The sequence below is a fragment of the Mesorhizobium sp. B2-4-3 genome, assembly GCF_006442815.1.
GTDB lineage: Bacteria > Pseudomonadota > Alphaproteobacteria > Rhizobiales > Rhizobiaceae > Mesorhizobium.
This window is the reverse complement of sequence record NZ_VFVL01000018.1, coordinates 1-24,802: the sequence shown is the minus strand read 5'-3', so window position 1 is coordinate 24,802 and position 24,802 is coordinate 1. Positions and strand designations below refer to the sequence as shown.

Annotated in this window: 26 protein-coding genes and 1 pseudogene; 20 read left to right on the top strand and 7 right to left on the bottom strand. The window is 65.0% G+C overall.

Annotated elements, in window-relative coordinates; translation table 11 throughout:
- The 5 genes from FJ956_RS17720 to FJ956_RS17700 all read left to right on the top strand — a co-directional run bounded on the left by FJ956_RS17720 (position 1) and on the right by FJ956_RS17700 (position 4,068).
- Entirely contained in the window at positions 1–981 is a 981-nt protein-coding gene (locus tag FJ956_RS17720) for a branched-chain amino acid ABC transporter permease (RefSeq protein ID WP_140684470.1), read from the top strand.
- A 3-nt stretch (positions 982–984) separates the two neighbouring features.
- Positions 985–1,764 (top strand): ABC transporter ATP-binding protein, encoded by a 780-nt coding sequence (locus FJ956_RS17715; protein ID WP_140684472.1) that lies wholly within the window; start codon positions 985–987, stop codon positions 1,762–1,764.
- Positions 1,761–2,483 (top strand): ABC transporter ATP-binding protein, encoded by a 723-nt coding sequence (locus FJ956_RS17710; protein WP_140684474.1) that lies wholly within the window; start codon positions 1,761–1,763, stop codon positions 2,481–2,483. The genes FJ956_RS17715 and FJ956_RS17710 overlap by 4 nt, the downstream gene beginning before the upstream one ends.
- An 11-nt stretch (positions 2,484–2,494) precedes the next feature.
- Complete coding sequence (locus tag FJ956_RS17705) at positions 2,495–3,226, top strand: aspartate/glutamate racemase family protein (protein WP_140684476.1); 732 nt, start codon at positions 2,495–2,497, stop codon at positions 3,224–3,226.
- A 116-nt stretch (positions 3,227–3,342) separates the two neighbouring features.
- Positions 3,343–4,068 (top strand): GntR family transcriptional regulator, encoded by a 726-nt coding sequence (locus FJ956_RS17700; protein ID WP_140684478.1) that lies wholly within the window; start codon positions 3,343–3,345, stop codon positions 4,066–4,068.
- A gap of 257 nt (positions 4,069–4,325) precedes the next feature.
- Here FJ956_RS17700 and FJ956_RS17695 read toward each other — a convergent pair whose 3' ends face one another.
- Positions 4,326–5,228, bottom strand: coding sequence for an SDR family oxidoreductase (locus FJ956_RS17695; protein WP_140684480.1), 903 nt, complete (start codon positions 5,226–5,228; stop codon positions 4,326–4,328).
- 98 nt (positions 5,229–5,326) lie between these two features.
- Here FJ956_RS17695 and FJ956_RS17690 point away from each other — a divergent pair, with 98 nt between their 5' ends.
- Together FJ956_RS17690 and FJ956_RS17685 are read left to right on the top strand one after the other, a co-directional pair.
- Positions 5,327–6,163: a helix-turn-helix transcriptional regulator gene (locus FJ956_RS17690; protein ID WP_140684482.1), complete on the top strand. Its 837-nt coding sequence runs from the start codon at positions 5,327–5,329 to the stop codon at positions 6,161–6,163.
- Positions 6,164–6,218: 55 nt separating this feature from the next.
- Positions 6,219–6,554: a hypothetical protein gene (locus FJ956_RS17685; protein ID WP_140684484.1), complete on the top strand. Its 336-nt coding sequence runs from the start codon at positions 6,219–6,221 to the stop codon at positions 6,552–6,554.
- Between the two features lie 12 nt (positions 6,555–6,566).
- Here FJ956_RS17685 and FJ956_RS17680 read toward each other — a convergent pair.
- Positions 6,567–7,428, bottom strand: a pseudogene (locus tag FJ956_RS17680) (GlxA family transcriptional regulator).
- An 87-nt stretch (positions 7,429–7,515) separates the two neighbouring features.
- On the opposite strand from FJ956_RS17680, the gene FJ956_RS17675 reads away from it, so the two are divergent.
- The gene (locus FJ956_RS17675; protein WP_140684486.1) at positions 7,516–8,664 is read left to right on the top strand and encodes a DJ-1/PfpI family protein; all 1,149 of its coding nucleotides are present in this window, start codon (positions 7,516–7,518) and stop codon (positions 8,662–8,664) included.
- A gap of 43 nt (positions 8,665–8,707) precedes the next feature.
- Here FJ956_RS17675 and FJ956_RS17670 read toward each other — a convergent pair whose 3' ends face one another.
- Entirely contained in the window at positions 8,708–9,622 is a 915-nt protein-coding gene (locus FJ956_RS17670) for a LysR family transcriptional regulator (protein WP_140684488.1), read from the bottom strand.
- An 84-nt stretch (positions 9,623–9,706) separates the two neighbouring features.
- Here FJ956_RS17670 and FJ956_RS17665 point away from each other — a divergent pair, with 84 nt between their 5' ends.
- Entirely contained in the window at positions 9,707–10,534 is an 828-nt protein-coding gene (locus FJ956_RS17665) for a class I SAM-dependent methyltransferase (protein WP_140684490.1), read from the top strand.
- An 87-nt stretch (positions 10,535–10,621) separates the two neighbouring features.
- Entirely contained in the window at positions 10,622–11,125 is a 504-nt protein-coding gene (locus FJ956_RS17660; protein ID WP_140684492.1) for a hypothetical protein, read from the top strand.
- On the opposite strand, the gene FJ956_RS17655 is transcribed toward FJ956_RS17660, so the two are convergent.
- Positions 11,122–11,661: an Lrp/AsnC family transcriptional regulator gene (locus tag FJ956_RS17655; RefSeq protein WP_140684494.1), complete on the bottom strand. Its 540-nt coding sequence runs from the start codon at positions 11,659–11,661 to the stop codon at positions 11,122–11,124. The genes FJ956_RS17660 and FJ956_RS17655 overlap by 4 nt on opposite strands.
- A gap of 48 nt (positions 11,662–11,709) precedes the next feature.
- On the opposite strand from FJ956_RS17655, the gene FJ956_RS17650 reads away from it, so the two are divergent.
- Both FJ956_RS17650 and FJ956_RS17645 read left to right on the top strand, forming a co-directional pair.
- Complete coding sequence (locus FJ956_RS17650) at positions 11,710–12,894, top strand: MFS transporter (RefSeq protein ID WP_140684496.1); 1,185 nt, start codon at positions 11,710–11,712, stop codon at positions 12,892–12,894.
- Between the two features lie 96 nt (positions 12,895–12,990).
- Positions 12,991–13,416, top strand: a complete 426-nt coding sequence (locus FJ956_RS17645; RefSeq protein ID WP_140684498.1) for a GNAT family N-acetyltransferase — start codon at positions 12,991–12,993, stop codon at positions 13,414–13,416.
- Here the strand turns inward: FJ956_RS17645 and FJ956_RS17640 are convergent, their stop codons facing one another.
- Entirely contained in the window at positions 13,417–14,532 is a 1,116-nt protein-coding gene (locus tag FJ956_RS17640) for an anhydro-N-acetylmuramic acid kinase (protein ID WP_140684500.1), read from the bottom strand.
- A gap of 188 nt (positions 14,533–14,720) precedes the next feature.
- On the opposite strand from FJ956_RS17640, the gene FJ956_RS17635 reads away from it, so the two are divergent.
- The 8 genes from FJ956_RS17635 (at position 14,721) to FJ956_RS17600 (ending at position 22,666) form a co-directional block, all read left to right on the top strand.
- A complete protein-coding gene (locus tag FJ956_RS17635; RefSeq protein ID WP_140684502.1) occupies positions 14,721–15,410 on the top strand; it encodes an SDR family NAD(P)-dependent oxidoreductase in 690 nt (229 codons plus the stop codon).
- A 199-nt stretch (positions 15,411–15,609) separates the two neighbouring features.
- Positions 15,610–16,446: a transporter substrate-binding domain-containing protein gene (locus tag FJ956_RS17630; RefSeq protein ID WP_181170393.1), complete on the top strand. Its 837-nt coding sequence runs from the start codon at positions 15,610–15,612 to the stop codon at positions 16,444–16,446.
- A gap of 2 nt (positions 16,447–16,448) precedes the next feature.
- A complete protein-coding gene (locus tag FJ956_RS17625) occupies positions 16,449–17,813 on the top strand; it encodes a cation:dicarboxylase symporter family transporter (RefSeq protein ID WP_140684504.1) in 1,365 nt (454 codons plus the stop codon).
- Positions 17,810–18,607, top strand: coding sequence for an amino acid racemase (locus FJ956_RS17620; RefSeq protein ID WP_140684506.1), 798 nt, complete (start codon positions 17,810–17,812; stop codon positions 18,605–18,607). Before FJ956_RS17625 ends, FJ956_RS17620 begins: the two co-directional genes overlap by 4 nt.
- Before the next feature lie 210 nt (positions 18,608–18,817).
- Positions 18,818–19,669 carry a MetQ/NlpA family lipoprotein gene (locus FJ956_RS17615; protein WP_140684508.1) on the top strand — a complete coding sequence of 284 codons (852 nt, stop codon included), beginning with the start codon at positions 18,818–18,820 and terminating at the stop codon, positions 19,667–19,669.
- Between the two features lie 80 nt (positions 19,670–19,749).
- Entirely contained in the window at positions 19,750–20,838 is a 1,089-nt protein-coding gene (locus FJ956_RS17610) for a methionine ABC transporter ATP-binding protein (RefSeq protein ID WP_140684510.1), read from the top strand.
- Positions 20,819–21,475 (top strand): methionine ABC transporter permease, encoded by a 657-nt coding sequence (locus tag FJ956_RS17605; RefSeq protein WP_140684512.1) that lies wholly within the window; start codon positions 20,819–20,821, stop codon positions 21,473–21,475. The genes FJ956_RS17610 and FJ956_RS17605 overlap by 20 nt, the downstream gene beginning before the upstream one ends.
- Before the next feature lie 171 nt (positions 21,476–21,646).
- Positions 21,647–22,666, top strand: a complete 1,020-nt coding sequence (locus FJ956_RS17600) for an isopenicillin N synthase family oxygenase (RefSeq protein WP_140684514.1) — start codon at positions 21,647–21,649, stop codon at positions 22,664–22,666.
- A 219-nt stretch (positions 22,667–22,885) separates the two neighbouring features.
- Here FJ956_RS17600 and hpaH read toward each other — a convergent pair whose 3' ends face one another.
- Together hpaH and FJ956_RS17590 are read right to left on the bottom strand one after the other, a co-directional pair.
- Positions 22,886–23,689, bottom strand: a complete 804-nt coding sequence (gene hpaH / locus FJ956_RS17595; protein ID WP_181170394.1) for a 2-oxo-hept-4-ene-1,7-dioate hydratase — start codon at positions 23,687–23,689, stop codon at positions 22,886–22,888.
- Complete coding sequence (locus FJ956_RS17590) at positions 23,686–24,561, bottom strand: fumarylacetoacetate hydrolase family protein (protein WP_140684516.1); 876 nt, start codon at positions 24,559–24,561, stop codon at positions 23,686–23,688. The genes hpaH and FJ956_RS17590 overlap by 4 nt, the downstream gene beginning before the upstream one ends.
- Positions 24,562–24,802: the final 241 nt, after the last annotated feature.

Genomic DNA, 24,802 nt, shown 5'->3' with positions numbered 1-24,802 from the left:
ATGACCCTCAACCGCACCATGAAGATCGCCGCGGTCGTCGCCTTTCTCGCGATCGTCTTTGTCGTCGTGCCGGCCGCGATCTCGTCGAGCGGCCGCTTCGACCTCTATTACACGCTGACCTCGGTGGCATTGCTCAGCATCGCCAGCGCCGGCGTCTGGCTCACCTTCTACATCGGTCGCATCAACATCGGCCAGGGCGCCTACGCGCTGATGGGCGGCTACGTCTCGGCCATATTGGTGATGAACCATGGCTGGTCGTTCTGGCTGACGCTGCCCGTCGCGGGTTTGTTCTGCGCCGCCGCCAGCGTGCTTATCGGCCTGCCGATCCTGCGCCTGCGCGGCGTTTATTTCGCCATGGTCACGCTGGTGCTCACCGAGGTGGCACGGCTGCTCGCCCTGGCGCTGCCGATCACCAATGGCGCCAAGGGCATCGTCAGCATCCCGCTGCCCGGCGCGCTGTCGATCTTCGGCCTGACCATCATTCCGGACTTCGCCACGCTGCAGAATTCGCGGCTCGCCTTCTATCTGCTGGCGGTTACGCTGATGGTGGTCTGCTTCGCGGTCATGTACCGGCTGGTGAACTCGCGCATCGGCAAGCTTTGCCAGTCGCTGCAGCAGAACGAGGAGCTCGCTTCCTCGATCGGCGTCAACATCGCCTATCTGCGCGTCATCGCCTATGCCGTCTCGTCTTTCTTCGGCGGCGTTTCCGGCGCCATCTTCGCGGCCATCTCGCAATCGATCTATCCGTCGAGCTTCACCGTCACCGATTCCGTTAACTTCATGCTGAACTGCTTCCTCGGCGGCCTGGGTTACGTGTTCGGTCCGATGCTCGGCACGCTCGTCCTCTATTTCGGCTGGGACCTTCTGTTCCAGACCGGGCGGTTCCAGTTGCTCATCTATTCCGGCCTGATGATCGTGCTGATGCTGGTGCTGCCCAACGGTCTGCTCAGCCTTGCCGAAATGACCCGGAAGAAGGGTTGAGCCATGGCCGAAATGCTCGAAGTCTCCGGCATCACCAAGCGCTTCGGCGGTCTCGTCGCGGTCAACAACGTTTCCTTTTCGGTGCGCGAGAAGGAGATCCTGTCGGTCATTGGCCCCAACGGCGCCGGCAAATCGACTTTGTTCAAGCTGATCTCGTCGTTCCTCAAGCCCACAACGGGCGAGGTGCGCCTGAAGGGCGAACGCATCTCCGGTCTCGCCCCCCACATCGCCGCCCGCAGGGGCGTGGTGCGCACCTTCCAGGAGACGACGATCTTCAAGAACATGAGCGTGCGCGACAACGTCATCATCGCGCACCATCTGCGCTCGACGGCGAGCCTATTCGGTTTCTTCCTCGGCACCGGCGCGGCGAAGATGGACGAAGCGGCCTTCGGCCAATCGGCCGACGAGATACTGGCGCTGCTCGGCCTCACCTCGCTCGCCAATGAGACCGCCCGCAACTTGCCGCACGGTCATTTGCGGGCGCTGGGCATCGCCATCGGCCTGGCCACCAACCCTTCCATCCTGTTGCTCGACGAGCCCTTCGCCGGCATGAACCACGACGAGACGATGCGCATGGTGGAAATGGTGCGCCGCCTGCGCGAGCGCGGCCTGACCATCCTTCTGGTCGAGCACGACATGCCGGCGGTGATGAAGATTTCGGATCGGCTCGTCGTGCTCAATTTCGGGCAGAAGATCGCCGAGGGAACGCCGTCGGAAATCCAGGCCAATGAGAAGGTGATCGAAGCCTATCTCGGCAGCGAAGACGAGGCGATCGGCCTATGAACCAGATCCTGAACTTCGCCAATGTCGAGCTCTACTACGATCATGTCTATGCGCTGAAAGGCGTCTCGCTCGAGGTCAACGAGGGCGAGACCGTCGCGCTGATCGGCGCCAACGGCGCCGGAAAATCGTCGATCCTTCGCGCCATCACCGGCCTGCGCAAGATCAGGTCCGGCGAGATCCACTATGGCGGCAAGCGCATCGACGGCGCTGCCCCGGACGAGATCGTCAAGATGGGCATCGCCATGGTGCCGGAAGGGCGCCGCGTCTTCCCGTTCATGTCGGTCAGGGACAACCTCCTGATGGGCGCCTTCACCCGCACCAGCAAGGCCGAGATATCGGCGTCGATGGAAATGGTGCTGGGGCGGTTTCCCCGGCTGAAGGAACGCTTCTCGCAGGCTGCCGGCACGATGAGCGGCGGCGAGCAGCAGATGCTGGTCATCGGCCGTGCGCTGATGGCCAAGCCGAAGCTCCTCCTGCTTGATGAGCCTTCGCTCGGCGTCGCGCCAAAACTCGTCCAGGACATCGCCCGCTCGATCGTCGCCATCAACCGCGACGAGAAGGTCAGCGTTCTCCTGGTCGAGCAGAATTCGCGCATGGCGCTGCGCATCTCGCAGCGCGCCTATGCGCTGACCACCGGCAGTGTCGCGCTGAGCGGCAACTCCGCCGAATTGCTGACCGACGACCGCGTCAAGCGTCTTTATCTCGGCGGCGAGATCTGAGGCTGATTTCAATGCGCATACTCGTCATCAACCCCAACACCACCGCCTCGATGACCGCCAAGATCGGCGAGGCGGCGGCAAGCGTCGCTTCCGGCGCGACAGAGATCGTCGCCGTCAACCCGGCCGATGGCCCGCCGAGCATCGAGGGTTACTTCGACGAGGTTTTCGCCATTCCGGGCATCATCGCCGAGATGGGCAAGGCGCCGGCCGCGGATGCTTACGTTATCGCCTGCTTCGACGACACCGGGCTGGACGCGGCGCGCTGCGCCACCGAGGCTCCCGTCATCGGCATCGGCGAGGCGGCGTTCCATATGGCGAGCCTTGTCGCCGGCAAATTCAGCGTCGTCACCACGCTTGCCCGCTCGGTTCCGGCGATCGAGCACAATCTGGCGAAATACGGCCTCGCCTCGCGCTGTGCCAAGGTACGCTCGTCGGAGGTCGCCGTGCTCGAGCTTGAACGTTCAGGCTCGAACGCAAGACACAGGATTTCCCAGGAGATCGCGCGCGCCATCCGCGAGGATCGTGCCGAGGCGATCGTGCTCGGCTGCGCCGGCATGGCCGACCTCGCGCACAGCCTGTCCGAGGAGCACGGCGTTCCGGTGCTCGACGGCGTCGTCTGTGCCGTCACGCTGGCCGAGAGCCTGTTCAAGGTAGGCTTGAGGACATCGAAGATCGGTGGCTACGCCGCGCCCCGTGGCAAGCGCTTTTCGGGCGTTTTCGCCTCGCTGTCGCCAAGCGGCTGAGAGGCGATCCTGTACGATCGGCTGCCGGGATTGACCCTCGCGCAAGCCATATTAGATTGAACTCACCTCTGCCGGTGGAGGCAAATCAGGCGTGTTGCGCCTGCGCGTTGAAGAGCATGCTGACAGTCCTCAGGGAAGAAGATCGAGAGGAAAAGCCCGCGGCGCGCTGGTCGCCGATCTATTATGGGCTGAGGGACGCCATCGTCAGCCATCGTCTCGCGCCAGGCACCAAGCTGCCGGAGGACGAGCTGGCCTCGATCTATTCGGTGAGCCGCACCGTCGTCCGCGCCGCCTTGCAGGCACTCGCGCATGACCGGCTGGCCCGGCTCGAGCCCAATCGCGGCGCCTTCGTCGCGCAGCCCTCGAAGATCGAGGCGCGGGAAGTGTTCGAGGCAAGGGCGCTGATCGAGCCCAAGGTGGCAGCCCTTGCCGCCAGAGCCGCGGTTCCGTCCGACATCGCGCAACTGAGGCAACATCTCGAAAAGGAGCACGAGGCGCTGCATGACGGCCGCGACAGCGACGCCATCATGCTGTCGGCGCGCTTCCATGTCGGCATCGCCGAGATCGCCGCGCATTCGGTGTTCACCAACTTCGTCCGCGATCTCGTCTCGCACTCCTCGCTGATCATCGCGCTCTACTGGAAGCGTCGCGACGCGACCTGCGAGAAGCACGCCCACCACGCCCTGGTCGACGCGATCGAGGCCGGCAACAGCGCGGACGCGGCCGCACTAATGAACAGCCATCTGGTCGACCTTTTGTCCGGGCTCGACCTCACCGACAAGGTCGAAAAGTCTGACAGCCTGGCGGACCTGCTGCAGACGGCGGTCCAGCAGGGTCGCTGAACCCGCCGGAGGACGTGGCTAATGGCAGTTTTGACCGGTCGGCTTTGTTTGCATTGGCAGGTGGCATGCGTTGGAGATTGGCCGAAACGCCCATCGCGATCGTCATTCTAGGGCGGAGCGCTCCTTGCTCCGCCATAGAATGACGAGGTTGCGGTGGCTTCAACCAATCCCCGGCGTTTGCGCTGATTTCACGGACATGACTGGAAAATCTTGCACCAAGACCAACGGCAACCTTTCAAAATCCCTGTGTCGGGTAACTAGGCCGCTGCCGCCTGCGAATAATCCATCCGTTCGAGATCGGCGATCAGCCCGGGTCCGGTCGGCTGCCAGCCGAGATGCGCGCGCGTCCATTCGCTCGACGCCGGCATGTCGAGGCCGGCGAAGATGGAAAGCCATCCGAAGTGGTCGGCCGCTTCTTCCTGTGACAGCGAGACCACCGGCACGTTGAGGCCGGCGCCGATCACTTCCGCGATCTCGCGCACCGGGATGCCTTCCTCGGCGACGGCGTTGTAGCGCACGCCGGCTTCCTGCTTGTCCAGCGCCAACTGGTAGAGCTTGGCGACGTCGAGAACATGCGCCGCCGACCACCGGTTGCGACCCTCGCCAAGATAGGCCGACACGCCCTTGGCGCGCGTCTGCGCGATCAACGGTGTGATCAGGCCCTGCTTCAGCGTGTCATGCACCTGGGGCAGCCGCACCACCGACACCTTGACGCCCTTCTCGGCCATCGCCGCGCCGGTGAGCTCCGACAGGATGCGCGGATTGGGATGGTCGGTGTTGAACACGTCTTCTCTCGCCGGCTTTCCGTGTTCGGCGGAGCCCATGCCGACACCGGACGTGATGAGCAACAGCCGGTCTGAGCCGGCCAGCGCGCCGCCCAGCGCTTCGATGACGCGCTTGTCCTTCTCGCAGTTGGCTACGAAGTTCGAGAAATTGTGATCGAAGGCGGTGTGGATCACCGCATCCGATTTCGCCGCGCCGTCGCGCAAGCTGTCGAGGTCTTCGAGGTCGCCGCGATGCGCCTCGGCGCCGGCGGCGACAAGCGACCGCGCGCCGGCATCGGAGCGGGTCAGGCCGAGCACCTGATGGCCGGCGGCAAGAAGCTCAGGCACTATCCTGGAACCGATGAAGCCGGTCGCGCCGGTGAGGAATACACGCATGGGAGATCTCCGCTTGTTGTTCGGAGGTCTTATTTGCGCTATAAATCATTCTGTTAAAGTAGTGACTTTATCATGGTATAATCGCCAACAGGATCGCGATGCCGCTCGAAACGACCAACAAGCTTGGCACCTTTCTTCGCGATCGCCGCATGCGCCTCGATCCCGCCGCTTTCGGTTTCGCCGCCGGGCGGCGGCGCACGCAAGGGCTGCGCCGCGAAGAGGTGGCGCAGCGCGCCAATATCAGCCCGACCTGGTACACCTGGCTGGAGCAGGGGCGGGGCGGCGCGCCGTCCCCGGACGTGCTCAACCGCATCGCGACCGGGCTGATGCTGACCGAGCCCGAACGCGAGCATTTGTTCATGCTGGGTCTCGGGCGGCCTCCGGAAGTTCGCTACAAAAGCGTGGACAGCGTGACGCCGCGCCTCCAGCGTGTCCTCGACGCCTTGGACCCCAGCCCGGCAATCATCAAGACCGCGACCTGGGACGTGGTTGCCTGGAACCGTGCCGCGGCCGCGATGCTGACCGACTATTCCAAGCTGCCGCGCGAGCAGCGCAACATCCTGCGCCTGATGTTCGGCAATTCCCGTGTGCGCGACGCGCAGGACGACTGGCAGAGCGTCGCGCGTTTCGTGGTCGGATCCTTCAGGGCGGATGCCACGAGGGCAGGCGCAGGCGCGGAGGTCACGGAACTCGTCGAGGAGCTTTCCCGGGTGAGCCCGGAGTTCGCCGCGCTGTGGCGCGACAATGACGTCGTGCCGGCGCATGGCGAAGGCGTGAAGCGTCTGCGGCATCCCGAGATCGGGCTTATCGAGCTGGAGTTCTCGGTCTTTGCTGTTGACGGTCGACCCGAGCTCGGCATGATCGTCTACAATCCGGTCACGCAGTCGGATGCGGAACGTATCCGATCCTTGATCGAATCCCGCGCTGGCCAATGAAGCGACCATTCGTGTCGCAACGTGCCAAGCGTCTGAGGCCGCAAGGAGGTATTTCATGAGCTTCGGTCTAAAATGGTCTCCGTCCGAGAAGAAAGTCGCTCGCGCCGCCTTCGATGCAGCGCTGGAGGCGGCGCTTGGCAAGACAATGGCCGAATTCAAAAAGAAGGCCAGCGATGCGACGACGCCTGCCGACATGTGGGAGGTCGAGGACTATCTGCGGCAGCAGCGGCGAGAGATCGACCGGATGTTCGACTATCGCTATTCGCAACTCATCCTCGTTTTCGCCGTTCTCATACGGGAAGGGTACTTGGACGAGACCATGCTTGCCGGTTTGTCCGAGGACAAGCGGGGGGAGATCCGCAGATTCCTTGCCTGGCACGCGAGGGAGTGAGGCCCTGGCAGTTCACCTCGGTGTCGGCACACGCCTCAATGCCTGGGGCGGTTGGCCGAAGCTCCTCATGAAGGCGCGCCGCATGCGCCCGGCATCGCCGAAGCCGCTCTGTTCGGCGATGCGGTCGAGCGGCGCGTTGCTGGTTTCCACCGCCATCCGCGCGGCTTCGAGGCGCAGCCGCTCCACGGCCTTTGCCGGCGTGGCGCCGGTCTCCGCTGCGAAGGCGCGGGCAAAGTTGCGCGGGCTCATGGCGGCGCGGTCGGCGAGACGCTCGACGGTCAGCGTCTCGGCGAGCTTGCCGCGCATGGCGCTGGTGGACGACGAGCTGCTGCGCCGTGCGGCGCGCGATCGCCGGGCCGAGATCGTCCTCGATCAGCGCCAGCGCGAGATCGATGCCGGCGGAGATGCCGGCCGACGTCCACACGCTGCCGTCCTGGATGAAGATGCGCTCGGCGTCGAGCTTCACCTTCGGATAGCGGCGGGCAAAATCGTCGGTGCTCCACCAATGCGTTGTGGCGGACCGCCCGTCGAGCAGCCCTGCTTCCGCAAGCAGATAGGCCCCGGTGCATACGCTTGCCGTCCGGCGGGGCTTTGCGCCCCGCAGCCAGGCGACGATGTCCTGGGCTGCCGTCATCGAGCGGATGATCTCGCCGCCGGAAACGATCGCCGTGTCGAGCGGCTCGGTGTCGGACAGAGGACCTGCCGAAAGCCGCATGCCCGACGAGCTCTCGACCTCGCCGCCGCTTGGCGCCAGCATATCGAGGCTGTAGCTGCCGGGCTGATAGTGCTCGGCCAACTCGAAGGCAGCCGCGGGGCCGGCGACGTCCAGAAGCTGGAAGCCCGGATGAATGACGATGCCTATTGTCCGGCGCATGGCAGTTTTTGCCCGATATATGTCATTTCAGCCAAAACCTATCCGAGCTAGCCTGCCGGTCAAGTGTTTAGGGTGAAAGGGCAGGATATGAGTTTCCGAATGCTTTTGTGGAGCACGCTTGGCATTGTCGCGCTGTTTGCGGTGGTGGCAGGCGCTTGGCTCTTTTCTCTGCCCTCGACATCCGTTGCCGCAGTGCGACTGGCGATCGACCCCAAGGAGGCCGAGGCCACGCTCGCCGCACTGAAGCCCAAGCGTCAGCGCCCGCTGATCGCGATCATCGGCGTCAATGACGGCGCCGAGACCACCGACTATCTGATGCCCTACGGCATCCTGCGCCGCGCCGATGTCGCCGATGTCGTGGCGCTGGCGACCCAGCCCGGACCGGTGCAACTGCACCCGGCCTTGCGCGTCGAACCGGATGCGACGACGGATGCTTTCGATACCCAGCATCCGGAAGGCGCCGACTATGTCATCGTTCCCGCCATGATGCGCGACGACGATCCGGACGTGTTGAAATGGATCAGGGACCAGTCGGCCAAGGGGGCCATGGTGATCAGCGTCTGCGTCGGTGCCACGGTGGTTGGCGCCAGCGGCTTGCTCGACGGCAGGCGCGCGACGACGCACTGGTATTCGCTGAAGGAATTGCGCCAAAAACATCCAACGATCCGTTATGTCGCCGATCGCCGCTACGTCGTCGACGGGAATGTCGCGACCACCACCGGCGTCACCGCGTCGATGCCGATGATGCTGACCCTGATCGAGGCGATTGCGGGCCGAGAAAAAGCCGAGGCCGTCGCCCGCGATCTTGGGCTCGATCGCTGGGACGCGCGGCACGACAGTGGCGCTTTCAAGTTCACGCGGCCTTTCGCGTTGACGGCGATCGGCAACACGCTCGCCTTCTTCAACCATGAGCAGCTCGGCATTCCGCTGACGCCGGGCATGGACGAGGTGTCGCTGGCGCTGGCGGCCGACGCCTGGTCGCGCACTTTCCGTTCCGCCGCGATTACCTTTGCCGCGAAGGATGGCGCCGTCGTCAGCCGCGACGGCATCCGCATCCTGCCCGATCGGGTCGCCGCCGGCTGGCCTGCGGACCGGACGGTTCCGGCCATGGCGGACACGCCACCGGCGAAAGCCTTAGACCGGACGCTCGAGGACATCACGGCGCGCTACGGCGCGCGCACCACCGATTTCGTCGCCATGCAGCTCGAATATCCGCGCTCACGGCCCGCCCAGTGAAGCGCCGGCTTTCCGTCGCCGGCCTGATCGCTTCGGCGAGGCGTCAACGCCGCTCGGTTTGCCTGATGTGGTCGATGAAGGCGCGCAGTTTGGGCAGAACCTGATGCCTTTCCGGATAATAGAGAAAAACGCCCGGCGTGGTCGCCGCGAAGCGGCTAAGCAGCGCCTGGAGACGCCCGTCGGCGATCGGCGCTTCGGCGATCGGGCCCGGCACCTGCGCCAGCCCGACACCCTGGATCGCCGCGCCGAGAAGCGAAGGATAGTCGTGTGCAATCAGTGGTCCCGAGACGATAGCCTCGACGGTCTTGTTGCCGTCGACGAAGGACCAGGGCGCGACCGAACCGTTCGACCGGCGCAGGCGCAGGCAGGCATGGTCGCGCAGGTCCTCGATGCGCTCCGGCATCGCGCGCCGGCGCAGATAATCCGGACTGCCGACGACCGCCATGGGGAAGGATGGCGTCAGCCGGACCGCGATCATGTCGGGGGCGATCAGATCGCCCATGCGGATGCCGGCATCGAACCCTTCGGCGGCGAGATCGGCGAACTCGCCGCTGGCGACGATCTCCAGCTCGATCTCGGGATAGGCTTGGGCAAAGGAGGCGATCATCGGCTCCAGCAGCATCGGCACCACGGCCGGCGGCACCGAAAGGCGCAACAGCCCCGCCGGCCGCTGGCCCATCCCGCGCGCGATCTCGCTTGCCGCGATCAGTTCCTCGAAGGCGGGCCGGGCACGGGCGAAGAAGCGCTCGCCGGCTTCCGTCAGGCCGACGCTTCGCGTGGTGCGGATAAAGAGCGCGGCGCCGATGCGCGCCTCGAGCGTTCGTATCGCCTGGCTGATCGCCGACGGGGTGACGGCAAGCTCGGCCGCCGCTTTGCGGAAATTGCGGTGCTTGGCCACGCTCAGGAACGCCTCGATACCATCGAGCGCGCCGTGCCTGACTGTGAAGTTCTGCTTCATGACCCATCGACATTATCGCGGATAGTTGCCGGCAGAAAGCGGCCGTATTTCTTGCGTGACCTCGAAGCCTGAAAGGAAGTGGCAATGACCGATGAACTCGATAGCGTGCGCGATCACTACCGCGCGACCGGCCTGACCGATCGGTTGAAGACCGCGCTGGCGGTGTTTGGACCCGAACAACAGCGGCTGAAGCCCGAGCAACTGGCCACGCTCGACCAGTTCCACACCCGCGGGCTGGCCGCGACAGCGGAGCTCGCCGATCTTGCCGTCATCACCGCCGGCATGTCCGTGCTCGACGTCGGATCTGGCGTCGGCGGGCCGGCTCGCTTCCTGGAGGCGACATATGGCTGCGCGGTGACCGGCATTGATCTCAGCGAACCCTTCGTCGAGGCCGCGCGTTATCTCACGGCGCGAACCGGGCAGGCCGGCAAAGTGTCGTTCGAAGCCGGCAGCGCTTTGTCGCTTCCCTTCGAGGATGGCCGCTTCGACGCCGCGCTTTTGCAGCATGTGGCGATGAACATCGCCGACCGGCCCACGCTCTACCGCGAGATCAGGCGCGTGCTGAAACCGGGCGGAAAATTCGCCACCTTCGACGTCGTGCTCAACGGCGGCGATCCGCGCTATCCGGTTCCGTGGGCGAGGACGCCTGGCGAAAGCTTCCTGCTGGAGGCCGAAGCGACCTGCGAGGCGATCGAAGCCGCCGGCTTCGGCACGCTCGTCCGCCGTGACGACACGGCCATAGCCAAGGCCTGGTTCGCCGAGCTCCGCGCCTCCGGTCCGCCGGCGTCGCTCAATCTCGGGGTCGTCATGGGCCAGGGTTTCGCCGAATTCGCCACCAATCTCGGACGCAACCTCATGGAGGGACGGCTGGGCATCCTGACCGCGGTGTTCGAGGCCGTTCCGGTCAACTGAGCAATTCCAGGAAAGCGTTCGGCGGTCAGGCTCGGCGGCTTCGCCGTAGCCTTCCGTCCGCAATTGCGCGAAACTAAGGAGGCAAGGATGTCACCTGCGATGATCTTCAACATCCATCTTGCGCTTGGCTACGTGCCGTGGCTGCTTTGTTTCGCCGCCTATATCTGGCCAAGGCTGAGATCGATGGAGCCGATAGAGGCGCAGCGCGCCATCGCCATGCTGCACAGCTTCCGCTTCTTCGGGCTCGTCTTCCTCGTCCCAGGCGTCACGGGACCGGACCTGCCCGCCAGCTTTACCGGTTTTGCCGCCTATGGCGACCTCGCGACCGGCCTGCTCGCCATGCTCGCGCTGGCCGCGGTGGCGAGGCCCGCGATCTTCTGGCCGTTGGTCGTCGCCTTCAACCTCGTGGGCGTGGCGGACCTTGTCGGCGACTACTATCACGGCACGGTGCTCGACCTTGCTGACCATGCCGGGCAGTTGGGCGCTACCTACGCCATCCCGATCCTCTACGTGCCGCTGTTGATGATCACGCATGTCGCGGCTTTCTACCTGCTGGCGCGTTCCAGGCGCCGCCAGCGCGCAGCGACTTAATAAACCGGTGTCGCCATATGCTTAGGCGCCGGCCATTCGCTCGTGATCTCCGGCTGCACTGGACGCTCGAGATAGGTCGAGAGCACGACATAGCTGCGCGTCGAGGTGACGCCGGGCGTGTCGTAGAGGCGGGCCAGCAGGCCTTCGAGCGCGCGTGTGTCCTCGGTGCGCACCTTGAGCAGCATGCAGGTGTCGCCGGCGACCGTGTGGATCTCCTCGACCTCCGGATATTTCGAGACCGCCATCAGCTCCGGCGTCTTGCCCCAGCCCCTGGTGTCGATATGCACGAAGGCAAGCAGCGGCTTCTTCACCGCCCTTGGATCGATGATCGCTGACGTGGCGCGGATGGCGCCGCTGCGCTTCAGCCGCTTGACCCGCTCATGCGCCGCCGGCGGCGACAGGCCGACGCGCTCGCCGAGCTCGGCATAGCTGATGGTCGCGTCCTCGACCAGGACGCCTAATATCTTTCGGTCGATCGGGTCGACCTCGCGGGTCGGTTTCTTGTTCCGCTGAATGTCATCTGTTTCTGCGTCCATATGGAAATTCTCCATTGATGCGGAATTTAATTCGGCCATTATGATGATATGTCGAACGGCAATCAATCAGCAATTATGACCGAGGCGCCCCGCGCGCCGATCCCGGCCGCCGCCTATCTGCTGACGGGCTGCATCGCCGTCATCGGCTCCAATTCGCTGGTTCTCGGCCCGATTGCGCCCGCCGTCGCGGCATCGTTCGGCGCCAGCGTGCCGGCGGTGATGACGGCGGCCGCCGCCTTCGGCCTCGGCACGTCGGCTAGCGCGCTCTTCCTTGCCCGCTACATCGACCGGATCGGCGCGCGCCGCATGCTGCAGGGCGCATTGCTGTTGCTGGCCATCGCGCTGGTCGCCAGTGCCTTGGCGCCGACGGTGTCGATGCTTGTGGCCGCTCAGCTCGTTGCCGGCATCGCCGCCGGTATCGCCATGCCGGCGATCTATGCCAGCTCGGCCGCCATCGCGCCGCCCGGCCGCGAGAGCGGCACCATCGGGGTGGTGCTGACCGGCTGGACGCTTTCCATGGTCGCCGGTGTCTCGCTGTCGGCCGTGATTGCCGATCTCATCCATTGGCGCGCCGTCTTCGCGGCCGTTGCGCTGCTCGCGGGAGCGGCCGTTGCCGGCCTGGCGATGAGTTCGCTGCACGACGTCAGGAAAAGCGGCCCCGCGCCGTCGCCGCTCGGCGCGCTCGCCGTTCCCGGTATCGTGTCGCTGCTCATTGCCTGCGGCGCCTTCATGACCGCCTTCTATGGCGTCTATGGCTATCTCGGCGATCATCTCCATGAAGCTCTCGGCGAGCCGGTCAGCGCCAACGGCCTGGCGGCGGTCGCCTATGGTCTCGGTTTCGGCGCGGCCGCCTTGCTCGATGGCGTCATCGATCGCCTCGGCGCGCGCCGCGTCATGCCCTTCGCCTATCTGCTGGTCGCCGCCGTCTATGTCGCGATTGCCCTGGCCAGCGGCGGCTTCGGCCTGCTGATCGCGACGATCGCCGTCTGGGGCCTTGCCAACCATTTCGGGCTGAACGTGCTGGTCATGCGCCTCACCGCGCTCGATCCGGCGCGGCGCGGCACCATCATGGGTCTGAACAGCGCGGTCACCTATCTTGCCGTCACCGTCGGCACCGCAGGCTTCGGCCCGCTCTACACGACCCTCGGCTTCGCCAACTGCGCCTTGATCGCCGCGGGACTGATGCTGCTGGCGGCGGCCGCCGCGGCATGGCGGTCAGTCGGTCACCGGTAACAGGCCTGCCTTACTCTTCGCTTGCGGCCGGAAACCGTTTCGCACTGTCCCTGGAATTGCTCTAAAAGCCTGGCTTGCGAACCGGAGTCGCAGCCGATGAAGACGAGCCTCGAGATCACCGCCGAGCCCTCGCCGCAGGACCTCGCTTTCCTGAGCGGAAGTCTCACCGCCTTCAACGATGCCGATGTCGGCGCGTCGGACCGAAAGTCGCTGGCGGTTTTCGTGCGCGGCGAAACCGGCGCCCTCGTTGCCGGTATTTCCGGCTACACCGCCTGGGGGTGGCTCTACGTGCAGTGGCTGTGGGTCGACGAAAAGCTGCGCGGGAAGGGCGTTGCCGCCGGCATGCTCGACGCCGCCGAACAGGAAGCGATCGCGCGTGGCTGCCACGGCGCCTTGATAGACACCTTCAATCCAATCGCCGAAAAGGTCTATCGACGCCAGGGCTACAAACCGTTCGGCGAACTGCCTGACTTCCCCAACGGCCGCAGCCGCATCTTCCTGCAGAAGAAGCTGCCGTCCTGATCAGCCAGCCAGCTTTCCGCCGTGCATCGGCGCGGGCGCGCCGGTGGTGCTTGGAAAGCTGATCGGCAGGCCGCGCAGCACGCGCACGGCGAGGAAAGCAAAACACTCCGCCTCCACCGCGTCGCCCTTCCATCCCAATGTCTCGGCCTGCACGACCTCGACGCCGGCGCGGCTCTCGAGCATCGCCATCATCGTCGGGTTGTGCCGGCCGCCGCCGCTGACCGCCAGCCGCTTCGGCCGGCGCGGCAACAGGTCGAGCGCCTTGCCGACGGCCGACACGGTGAAGGCCGTCAGTGTCGCCGCGCCGTCCTCCGCGCCGAGCCCCTCGGCCATCGCCGCGGTGAAGTCGAAGCGGTCGAGCGATTTTGGATAGGGTTTGGTGAGATACGGATGCTTGAGCAGCTGGGCGAGCCGCTCCTCGTCGACCTTGCCGGCTGCAGCCAGCTTGCCGTCGCGGTCCATCTCGCCGAGGCTTTTCGACTTGATGAAATCGTTGACCGGCGCATTGGCCGGGCCGGTGTCGAAGGCGACGATATTGTCCTTGCCGTCCCACCAGGTGATGTTGCCGACGCCGCCGAGATTGAGCACGGCGGTGTCGCCGCTGGCGTCCGCCTCTTTAAGCAGCGCCGCATGATAGGCGGCGGCCAATGGCGCGCCTTGCCCGCCGGCCGCGACATCGGCCGAGCGGAAATCATAGGCGACCCTGGTGCCGAGCAGCGAAGCCATCAGCTCGCCGTCGCCGAGCTGGCGAGTCTTCCCGATCTTGCCAGGCTGCGGCGCGCGATGCAGCACGGTCTGGCCGTGGAAGCCGACGACGCCGATATCGGTCATTCGCATGCCCTGGCTCTCGACCAGAACCCTGACCGCCGCCGATTGCGCGCGCGTCAGCGCCTCCTCGGCTTCGCGAAAAATCGCCGGCTCCGGTCCCTCGAAACTCCAGGCGCGCGCCTGGCGCAGCGTCTCTTCGAGCAAGGCGCGGATCGACTGCGGGTAGGGGGCCAGCGTGTAGGTGCCGGTGTCGGCGACGCGCTCGCCATCGGTCTTGATCAGCGCCACGTCGATATTGCCGTCGAGTACCGTGCCGGTCATCAGGCCGACGGCCCAGATTGGTTCCATGGTCGTTCCTCGAATCGCCCTTCATCCACGTGTCGGACGGTTCGGCCCCGCAGGCAAGTCTTCCACTGCGCCCATGCGGCTGCCTTTTGCGCCAAATGGCGAAAATCGAGCAACCACGTTCTTGCCTCTTGTCGCCAAAGGCGCGAGCCTGCGGGTTCGACATCGAGGTACCTCAAGGAGGAAACGTCATGGCAGCCAATGTTGCGGTGATCGCAGGCGCCGGCTCCGGGCTAAGCGCCTCGCTGGCGCGGCTTCTCGCCAAGGAGGGTTTCCGTGTCGTCCTTGCCGCCCGCAACGTCGACAAACTGGCCGCGCTGGTCAAGGAAACCGGCGCGCAGGCGGTGGAAACCGACGTGTCGGACGCCGCTTCCGTCGAGCGGCTGTTCGAGGCGGCCGACAAGGCAGGCCCGCTCAAAATTGCCGTCTTCAACGCCAGCGGCCGCACGCGCGGGCCGATCGCCGAGCTCGATCCCGAAGCTGTCAAGCAAGCCCTGCTCGTCGGCGCCTATGGCGGCTTCCTGGTCGGCCAGCAGGCGGCGCGCCGGCTTATAGCGCGCGGCTCCGGCTCGATCCTGTTCACCGGCGCCAGCGCAAGCCTCAAGGGCTTTTCCGGCTCGGCCGGTTTCGCCATGCCGAAATTCGGCCTGCGCGGGCTGGCGCAATCGATGGCGCGCGAGCTCGGCCCGAAGAACATCCACGTCGCGCATTTCATCATCGACGGCCAGATCGAGCCGGCCGGGCAGGCCGCGGACGCGGACCGTCCGGACCGCCGCCTGTCGCCCGACGCGATCGCCGAGACCTATCTCGCCGTCCATCGCCAGCATCGCAGCGCCTGGAGCTTCGAGGTCGAGTTGAGGCCGTGGGTCGAGACGTTCTGACGACCCACTGCGCGAAACGTGCAATAACACGCCCTGCCGCGGCTTGCTATTTTAGAAAGTATGCATATTTCCTGATGCCGTTTTAGCGATCTGCAATGTAAAAAAGGCAAAATAAAATATACCTTTACTTAACTTCGGCATGCATACTGCGCATTGTCAGATCTGTTGTCCGGCTCTCCTGCACGAATTGAGAATGGGCATGCCGCTTACACGTCGCACGCTGTTTGCAGCCGGAGGCGGAGGGCTGCTCGTTGCGCAGGCGCAAGCCGCGGCCACGCCGGCCCAGGCGCAAGACGCTCCAAAACTCATCGTCAGCGACAACAAGCTGCGCATCGCCATGCCGGCCTTCGCGTCCGATCCGTTCTTTCCGGCTGACGGCTCTGGGAACAGCGGCATCGATATGGACCTAGCGCGCGGCATAGCCGCGGAGCTCGGCGTCGAACCGGTGTTCGACCGGTCTGCCGTGACCTTCGACGCCATGGTGCAAAAGCTGACTTCCGGTGAGGCGGACCTGGCGATTGGCAAGTTGAGCCGCACCCTTCAGCGCGGTCGCTCGATCCTCTATTCCCGGCCCTACGCGATGCTGCACCAGGGGTTGCTCGCCAACCGCGTGAACCTGGCACGCATCGCGCAGGGCGAGCCGCCTGAGCAGATCATCCGCGATTTCTCCGGCGATCTCGGCGTCATCGAAGGCTCGTCCTTCGCCACCTATGCGGCGACCACTTTCCCGCATGCCACCATCCAGCGCTTCGCGGGCTGGAATACGGTTGTCGATGCGATCCGCAACGGCACGATCGACCTGGCCTATCGCGACGATTTCGAGATCAAGAAGCTGATGGTCGACGATCCGTCGATGACGGTCGTCGCGCGCTCGATCACGCTGACCGACAAGGTCGATACGATCGCGGTCGGCATCAGTCCGGACAATCCGCATCTCGCGGCCTTTGTCGATCTCTATCTCGACCTGGCAAGGGGCCAGCAGGTCCTCAACACCGACGAGATCATCGCGCGCTATCGCCAGGGGAGCAGAGCCTGACAATGGCCGTCTCGGATGTAGCCGCACCCATGCCCTTCGATTGGCGCCCGGCGGCGAAGCGCATCCTGCGCTCCCCGGCGACGACGATCATCATGATCCTGGCCGGAATCCTGTGCGGCCTCTATTACCCGGCCTTCGCCCATGCGATCAGCCCTGTCGCGCAGGTCTACCTGAATTTCCTCAAGATGGTCGTCCTGCCCTATCTGGTCTCGTCCGTCATCTTCTCCATCACCGCGATGGTCCAGGATCCGAAATCGGTCCGCTACCTCGGCAAGGTGGGCGTTGCCGTGCTGGTCGTGTCGTTCCTCGCCGTGCTGGTGAGCGGCACCTATTCGCTGATCCTCAAGCCCGGCCAGATCGAGAACCCACAGTCGCGCATCGAGCTCGGCGAGTTCATCAATTCCCAAGGCAGCGTCTCCACCGATCTCGCATTCCCGTTCCAGCCGCCGCCGCCGACCGGGGACCCGAACGGCGGTCATTCGATCTTCATGGATCTGGTGCCAAACAACGTCTTCAACGCGCTGGCCTCGGGCCAGACCATCCAGGTCCTGTTGTTCTGCCTGCTTTTCGGGCTGGCGATGGGCAAGATTCCGCAGCCCTCGTCGCTCAGCCTGTCCCAGGCGCTCAACGCGGTGTACCGGGCCTGCACGGTTCTCACCAACTGGTTCGTCTGGGGATTGCCCTTCGCCACCTTCATCCTGATCGCCGACCAGACCGCGTCGACCGGTACCAAGCCGCTGATGCTGATGGGCGGCTATCTGCTGGTGATGGGTCTTTCCTGCCTGACATTTCTCGCCGGCGCGTTTGCAATTATCGCCATACGCTCGCGGCGGAGCTACTGGGCCACGATCAAGACCTGCCAACCGCTCCTGATGGTGGCCATCACCACGCGCTCCTCGGTCGCCTCGCTGCCCTGGGTCATCAATCTGTTGAGCGAGCGGCTGCGCTTCAACCTGGTGGTCGTCGAGCTGCTCGTGCCGCTGCAGGCGGCGCTGCTGCGAACGGGCCCGGCGCTGGTCTACACCTCCGGCGCCCTGTTCATCGCCCAGCTCTACGGCCATCCGCTGGCGATCCCGGATCTCTTGCTTGTGGGCATCGTCTCGGCGCTTCTGGCGCTCACCACAGGCGGCATGGGCAGCCTGCTCATCCTGTCCCAGATGTCCATCGTCTGCGGCTATCTGAAGCTACCCTTCGAGGCGGCGTTCGCCCTGTTTGTCGCGGTGGATGCGGCTGTCGATACGTTCATGACGCTGTCCAGCGTCTGCACCGTCGCGGCGAGCACGGCGATGATCGCGCCCAGCCACAGGGAGGCGACGCAGTCTGACGAAATCGTCGCGCAAGAACTCGAAGCCGAGCCCGCCCGATGATCGACGACAGCATTCGTCCTCAGCTTGGCATTATCGGCGGTCTGGGGCCGCTGGCATCGGCGGACTTCTATTTCAAGCTGACCCGGATGACCGAAGCGCTCCGCGACAACGAGCATGTGCCTTCCGTCATCCTCAGCGTGCCGCAACTGCCCGACAGGACCGAAGCGATCCTCGGCAACCATGACGGACCGCTGGCGCCGCTGCAGGCCGCGGTCTCGACGCTCAACGCGCTCGGCGTTGCCTGCATCGCCATGCCCTGCAACACCGCCCACCATTGGTACGAAAAGCTGGCGGCGAACTCGCCAGCCGAGATCATCCACATTGGCGACGCGGTGGTGGCGGAGATCCGTCGCGCCCTGGATCGCGGCAGGGTTGCGAATCTCGCAACCCGGGGCACGCTTGTCTCCGGCTTTTATCAGCACAGGATTTCGGCGGCGGGGTTCGAGGTCTGCGTTCCGGCGGACGCGGAATTCCAGGAGCGCGTCGACAGCGCCATCGGCCTCGTCAAGGCCGGCTCGATCGCGCAGGCCGCGGCCGAGACCGAGCGGGCGCTTCACCTCGCGCAACTGGCCGGCGCCGATGCCGCTTTGCTCGGCTGCACGGAACTGTCTGTCGTGGCCGCCAGCCTGACCGATCCGAACGGGCTGCTGGTCGTCGACAGCAATGCGGCGCTGGCGCGGGCCAGCCTGCAACGCTTGGGCTATCCTGTGCAGGAAGCACGAGGCCTGCCGACCGTCTCATCGCTGCCGGGAGACGGCCGACTGCTCGGGCGCGTCGCCCGACGGGCTTCATAGGCGCGCACGCGTCCATCCTCTCACCCCGCCGATATGCGCTCTCCGGCGGCCGACGTTCTCCAAGTCACAAAATCTTTGAGAGAATATTTTCCGCAGTCCGTCTGAGAGGAAAAGCGCTTCTTTGCCCAATGAGGCAGCATTGACGATCCTGAGATCAAGGCTTCGCATCCCACCGGGCCGAAATGATTTCAGGATCGCAAGGAACACATCATGTCCGAACGCGGCAACGCTTCAAATCCTCTCGTTACGTCAATCACCAGGCGCGCCGGACTTGCCGCGCTTTTCGCCACGACACTGGCCGTTGTCGGCCTCGCCGGACCGTCGCCGTCCTTCGCCGAGGACAAGAAGGCGATCAAGGTCGGGATCATCAGCGGCGAGGATGAGGATGTCTGGCGCGTCGTGACCGCCGAGGCGGCCAAGAAAGGGCTGACCATCGAAACCGTCGTCTTCAACGACTACACCCAGCCCAACGAGGCGCTGGAGCGCGGCGAGATCGACGCCAACGCCTTCCAGCACAAGCCCTATCTCGACAACCAGATCAAGACGCAAGGCTACCACATCGTGCCGGTCGGCTATACCGGCGTCTGGCCGATCGGGCTCTATTCGAAGAAGCACACGAAGGTCGCCGACCTGCCGGAAGGCGCGGTGATCGGCCTGCCCAACGACCCGTCCAATGAGGGCCGCGCGCTGCATGTCCTGGAGCATGAAGGCCTGATCAAGCTCAAGGATGGCACCGGCATCCTGGCCACGACCGCCGACATTGCCGACAATCCGAAGAAGCTTGAGATCAAGGAGCTCGACGCCGGCATTGTCGGCCGCTCTGTCGACGATCTCGACGCGGCCGTCGTCAACACCGACTGGGCGCTGAAAAGCGGGCTCGGCCCCGAAAACCGCGTCGCGCAGGAACCGGTGGCCGATAATCCCTACCGCAACTTCATCGCGGTGAAGGCCGGAGCTGAGAGCGAGTCTTGGGTGAAGACGCTGGTCGCTTCCTATCAGAACGAAACGGTGAAGGCCGAATTCGACAAGGTCTACAAGGGCACCGGGATCAGCGCCTATTGATCGGCGCCTGGCTGGCAGGAACGGGCGGTCCGCTTCTGAGCGGGCCGTCGTTGTATTTTCGCACTGAAACGGAAATAGAGATGAACCAGCATGTCTCGGCCGGACTCGCCGATCCGGTCCACGTCCAGCCGACCGAGCTTGAAGACGTTGTCCGCCTCGTTGGCCTGAAGCGCCGCTTCGGCGCGACGGCTGCCCTCGACGGTGTTTCGCTTACTGTGAAGAAGGGCGAGATCCTCGGCATCATCGGCCGCAGCGGCGCCGGCAAGTCGACGCTGATCCGCTGCCTGAACGGCCTGGAGCGGCCCGATTCCGGCGAGGTCTTCATCGAGGGCCGCGAGATCGGCCGTCTAAGCGAGCGCGAGCTGCAGCCGCTGCGCCGTCGTATCGGCATGGTGTTCCAGCACTTCAATCTTCTGTCGGCCAAGACCGTCGAGGAGAATGTCGCGCTGCCGCTCAAGATCGAAGGGCGGCCGCGCGCCGACCGCATGGCGCGCGCGGCGGAATTGCTGCAGCTTGTCGGCCTGTCGGAGAAGGCCAAGGCCTATCCGGCCTCGCTGTCGGGCGGCCAGAAACAGCGCGTCGGCATCGCCAGGGCTTTGGCCGCGCGACCGGCGCTGCTTTTGTCCGACGAGGCAACGTCGGCGCTCGACCCGGAGACGACGCGCTCGATCCTCGCTTTGCTGAAAGACATCAATTCGAGACTCGGCCTCACCATTCTGCTCATCACGCATGAGATGGAGGTGATCCGTTCGATCGCCGATCGCGTCGCGGTGATCGACGCCGGCCGGATCGTCGAGGAAGGCGCCGTATGGCAGGTCTTCGCCGATCCGAAATCCGAGATCACCCGCAGCCTGCTCGGCGGCATCCGGCCGCAATTGCCGCCCGGGATTGCAAGCCGGCTCGTCGCAGGTGAAGGCGTGGAAACGATCCTCAAGGTCGATGTGGCCGGCGAGGCCGCGCGCGGAGCCTTGCTTTCGGACCTCGCCGTGACGGTGCCTGGTCCGTTCCGCCTCGTGCATGGCGGTATCGAGCATGTCCAGGGGCAGCCCGTCGGCACGCTGTTCATCGCCGTCCTCGGCGTCGGCGCGCATCTCGCGCAAGTAACGACGTTCCTGAGAGACCGCGGCGCGCGGGTGGAGGTGCTTGGCCATGTCGCCGGTCCTGTTTGAACTCCTGCTCCGCTCGATCTGGGAGACGGTGCTGATGACCGGTGCATCCGGTCTCATCTCGCTGGTCTTCGGCCTGCCGCTCGGCCTTGCCTTGGTGGCCTCCGATCACGGCGGCATCGCCGAGAGCCTTTGGGTCAACCGTAGTCTCGGCGCGATCATCAACGGCTTCCGCTCGGTTCCTTTTATCATCCTGCTGGTGGCATTGATCCCCGTGACGCGCCTGATCGTCGGCACCTCGATCGGCACCTGGGCGGCCATCGTGCCGCTGTCGATCGCGGCGACGCCCTACTACGCCCGCATCGCCGAGGTTTCGCTGCGCGAGGTCGATCACGGCCTGATCGAGGCGGCGCGCGCCATGGGTGGCAACCGCTGGACGATCGTCCGCGAGGTGCTGGTGCCGGAAGCGCTGCCAGGCATCGTCGCCGGATTCACGGTCACGCTGGTGACGCTGGTCGGCGCCTCGGCCATGGCCGGCGCCATCGGCGCCGGCGGGCTCGGCGATCTCGCCATCCGCTACGGCTACCAGCGTTTCGAGACCAGCGTCATGGTCGCCGTGGTCGTCGTGCTCATCGTGCTGGTCTGCGGCATCCAGTGGATCGGCGACCGGCTGGTCGCGCGGCTGGACCGCCGCGAGTAGGGGCGGGCACCGGGATGCGAACGCAATTTGCCGCAAAAGCCAGGAATTGAGCGCCGGCTTGCGCCGTTTGCAGTGAGATTGGTCGGTGTGTTTCTTCACCCGCAATGGCGTGCATGTCATCGTGCAGGTGGGGAGCTAAAACAAAGAGTTACCGCCAAGAGGAGCCTGTCCATGCCCAGAATAATTCCGGTGCTCGATCTCGATCGCTTGGAGCAGGGTCCGTCGGAGCTTCGAACTTTTCTGTTTGACTTGCGCACAGCCGCCCGCGACGTCGGCTTCTTCTATCTCAGTGGCCACGGCATCACCCAGCCGGAGATCGATGCGGTGCTGGGCGCCGCCCGCCGCTTCTTCGCGCTGCCGGAGGCCGACAAGCTCGGCATCGAGATGGTGAAGTCGCCGCAGTTCCGTGGCTATACGCGCGCCGGCGGTGAGCTGACCAGAGGCAAGGCCGACTGGCGCGAGCAGCTCGACATTGGCGTCGAGCGTACGACCATTGCGCAGGGTCCGGGAGTGCCGGCCTGGACGCGGCTGCAGGGTCCGAACCAGTGGCCGGCCGCATTTCCCGATCTCAAGCCGGCGCTGCTTGCCTGGCAGGCAAAGGCGACCGACGTGGCGATCCGGCTGCTCAAGGCTTTCGCGGCGTCGCTCGATCAGCCGGAGGACGTTTTCGATCCGATCTATCGCGGCGAACCGAACCATCGCATGAAGATCGTGCGCTATCCCGGCCGCGACGCCACCGGCGACGACCAGGGCGTCGGCGCGCACAAGGATGGCGGTTTCCTGACCCTCCTGCTGCAGGACGAGAACAAGGGCCTGCAGGTCGAATATGACGGCAGCTGGGTCGTTGTCGACCCGATCCCGCAGACGCTCGTCGTCAACATCGGCGAGCTGCTCGAGCTCGCCTCGAACGGCTATCTCAGGGCTACCGTGCATCGCGTCGTCACGCCGCCGGCCGGCGTCGAGCGCATTTCGGTTCCGTTCTTCTTCAGCGCCCGGCTCGACGCGACGATCCCGCTGCTCGATCTGCCCGAGGAATTGGCGGCCGAAGCGCGCGGCCCGGCCAGCGACCCTGACAATCCGCTCTTCCGCAACGTCGGGACCAATGTGCTGAAAAGCCGGCTGAGGTCGCACCCCGACGTGGCGCGGCGTCACTATGCCGATCTGTTGGAAAAAGCATCGGCCGCTGGCTGAAGATTTCGCGCAGTCGAGCGAGATTTTTTCGCAATTTCGATCTTTTTTGGAATTCCGTTCGTGGAAAATACACCGTTCAGGCCCCAAATAAGCACCATCGCTCGGTGTTTTCCTCCCATTGCGCCGGGCGGTGTTCCCCTCTGAAGGTTATGACCTTCATACTTGGCCGGGCCGCTTTCGCGCCCGGCCTTTTTCTTATCCGTGCTGGGAATAGGCCGATCAGGCGAAGCCTATGCGGATGGTTCCGTATGGCCCGAAATCCGAGACGATCTCGTCGCCATGCCGGCATTCGACCGGTCGGATGAAGGAGCCCGACAGCACGACCTGACCGGCTTCGATGCGCATGCCGTATTGATGCAGCCGGTTGGCGAGCCAGACGATGCCCTTGGCCGGATGATCGAGCACGCCGGCGCCGAGCCCCGTCTCCTCCACCTCGCCGTTGCGCGACACGATGGCGCCGATCCAGCGCAGATCCGCCTCGCGCGGACCGGCCTTGCGGCCGCCGACGACGATGCCGGCATTGGCCGCATTGTCCGAGATCGTGTCGAAGAAGGTCCTGATCTTGCCGGTCTCCTTGTTCACCCGCTCGATGCGGGTGTCGAGGATTTCAAGCGCAGGCGTGATGTGATCGGTGGCGTCGAGCACATCGTCGACGGAAATGTCCGGACCGGCCAAAGGCGCCTTCATGACGAAGGCGATCTCGGCCTCGATGCGAGGCTGGATGAAACGATCGGCCGGCACTATGCCGCCGTCCTCGAAGAACATGTCGTCGAACAGGATCCCGGAATCGGGAATGTCGATGCTGAGCGCCGACTGCATCGCCTTCGAGGTCAGGCCGATCTTCCAGCCCTTGATGGTCAGTCCCGATGCGGCCTTCCGCTTCATCAGCGCCGCCTGCACGCGATAGGCGTCGTCCATCGTCGCCTGAGGAAAATCGAGGCTGAGCAGCCTGATCTGCCGGCGCTCGCGCTCGGCTTCGAACAGCCGCTGTGCGGCGTCCTCGACTTCCATTCCCGTCATCATCGGCCGGCTCCTTCGTCGACGACGCCGTTGCGAAGCAGGCCGATGCCGTCAGCCTCGACCTCGACCACATCGCCCGGCTTCAGCCAGACCGGTGGGTCGAAGCGGGCGCCGGCGCCCGTTGGCGTGCCGGTGACGATGACATCGCCCGGCACCAGCGTGGTGAAGGTCGAGATGTAGTTGATGATCTTGGCGAACGAAAAGATCATGCGCCCGGTGCGGTCCTGCTGGCGCAGCTCGCCGTTGACGCGGGTGGTCAGCGAAATGTCGGCGATCTGCGCCTCATCGGCAAACGGCACCAGCCAGGGGCCGATCGAGCCGGTCCGGTCGAAATTCTTGCCTTGGGTGACGTTGAACTTGGCGTGACGCACCCAGTCGCGGATCGTGCCTTCGTTGCACAGCGACAGCGCCGCGATATGGCCGAGCGCATCGGCCTCGGCGATCCGTCGCCCGCCCTTGCCGATGACGATGACGACCTCGCCCTCATAATCGAGCTGCGGTGATTCCGGCGGCCGCACCAGTGGCGCGCCATGGCCGACGAAGGAGCGCGGGAAGCGAATGAACAGCGACGGGCTCGAAGGCGCGGCCTGCCCGTCCTTGTACTCCTCGTTGCGGTCCGGATAGTTGACGCCGACGCAGATGATCTTTTCAGGCGAGGGGACCGGGATTTCGTACGCGATGTCCTTGACGCTGAAATCGGCTGCTAGACCCTCGGCCTCTTCGGCGAGTTTGCCGAGCGCGCCGGCCTCGATCACCTCGCGCAGCGTCGGCCATTCGGGATGACGCGCCGAGAGGTCGACGACGCCCTTATCGGCAATCGCGCCGTAGCGTGTCTTGCCGCCGGCGGTGAAGGTGGCGAGGCGCGCGATGCTCATGCTGATGCTCCGTGGTCGTCGCTGATGGCTAGCCGGAAGCGTCGAGTTCTACGGCGCCCCCCTCTGTCCTGCCGGACATCTCCCCCACACGGGGGGAGATCAGCCAGCCGCGCCGCTGGCGCCTTTCTTGCAGCGTTGAAAATTGGCGAAGGCAGAGATGACACCCAATCTCCCCCCTGTATGGACTGGGGACATCGCGAACAGGTGTGCGAAGACATCGCGAACAGTTTCCCATGCTAGC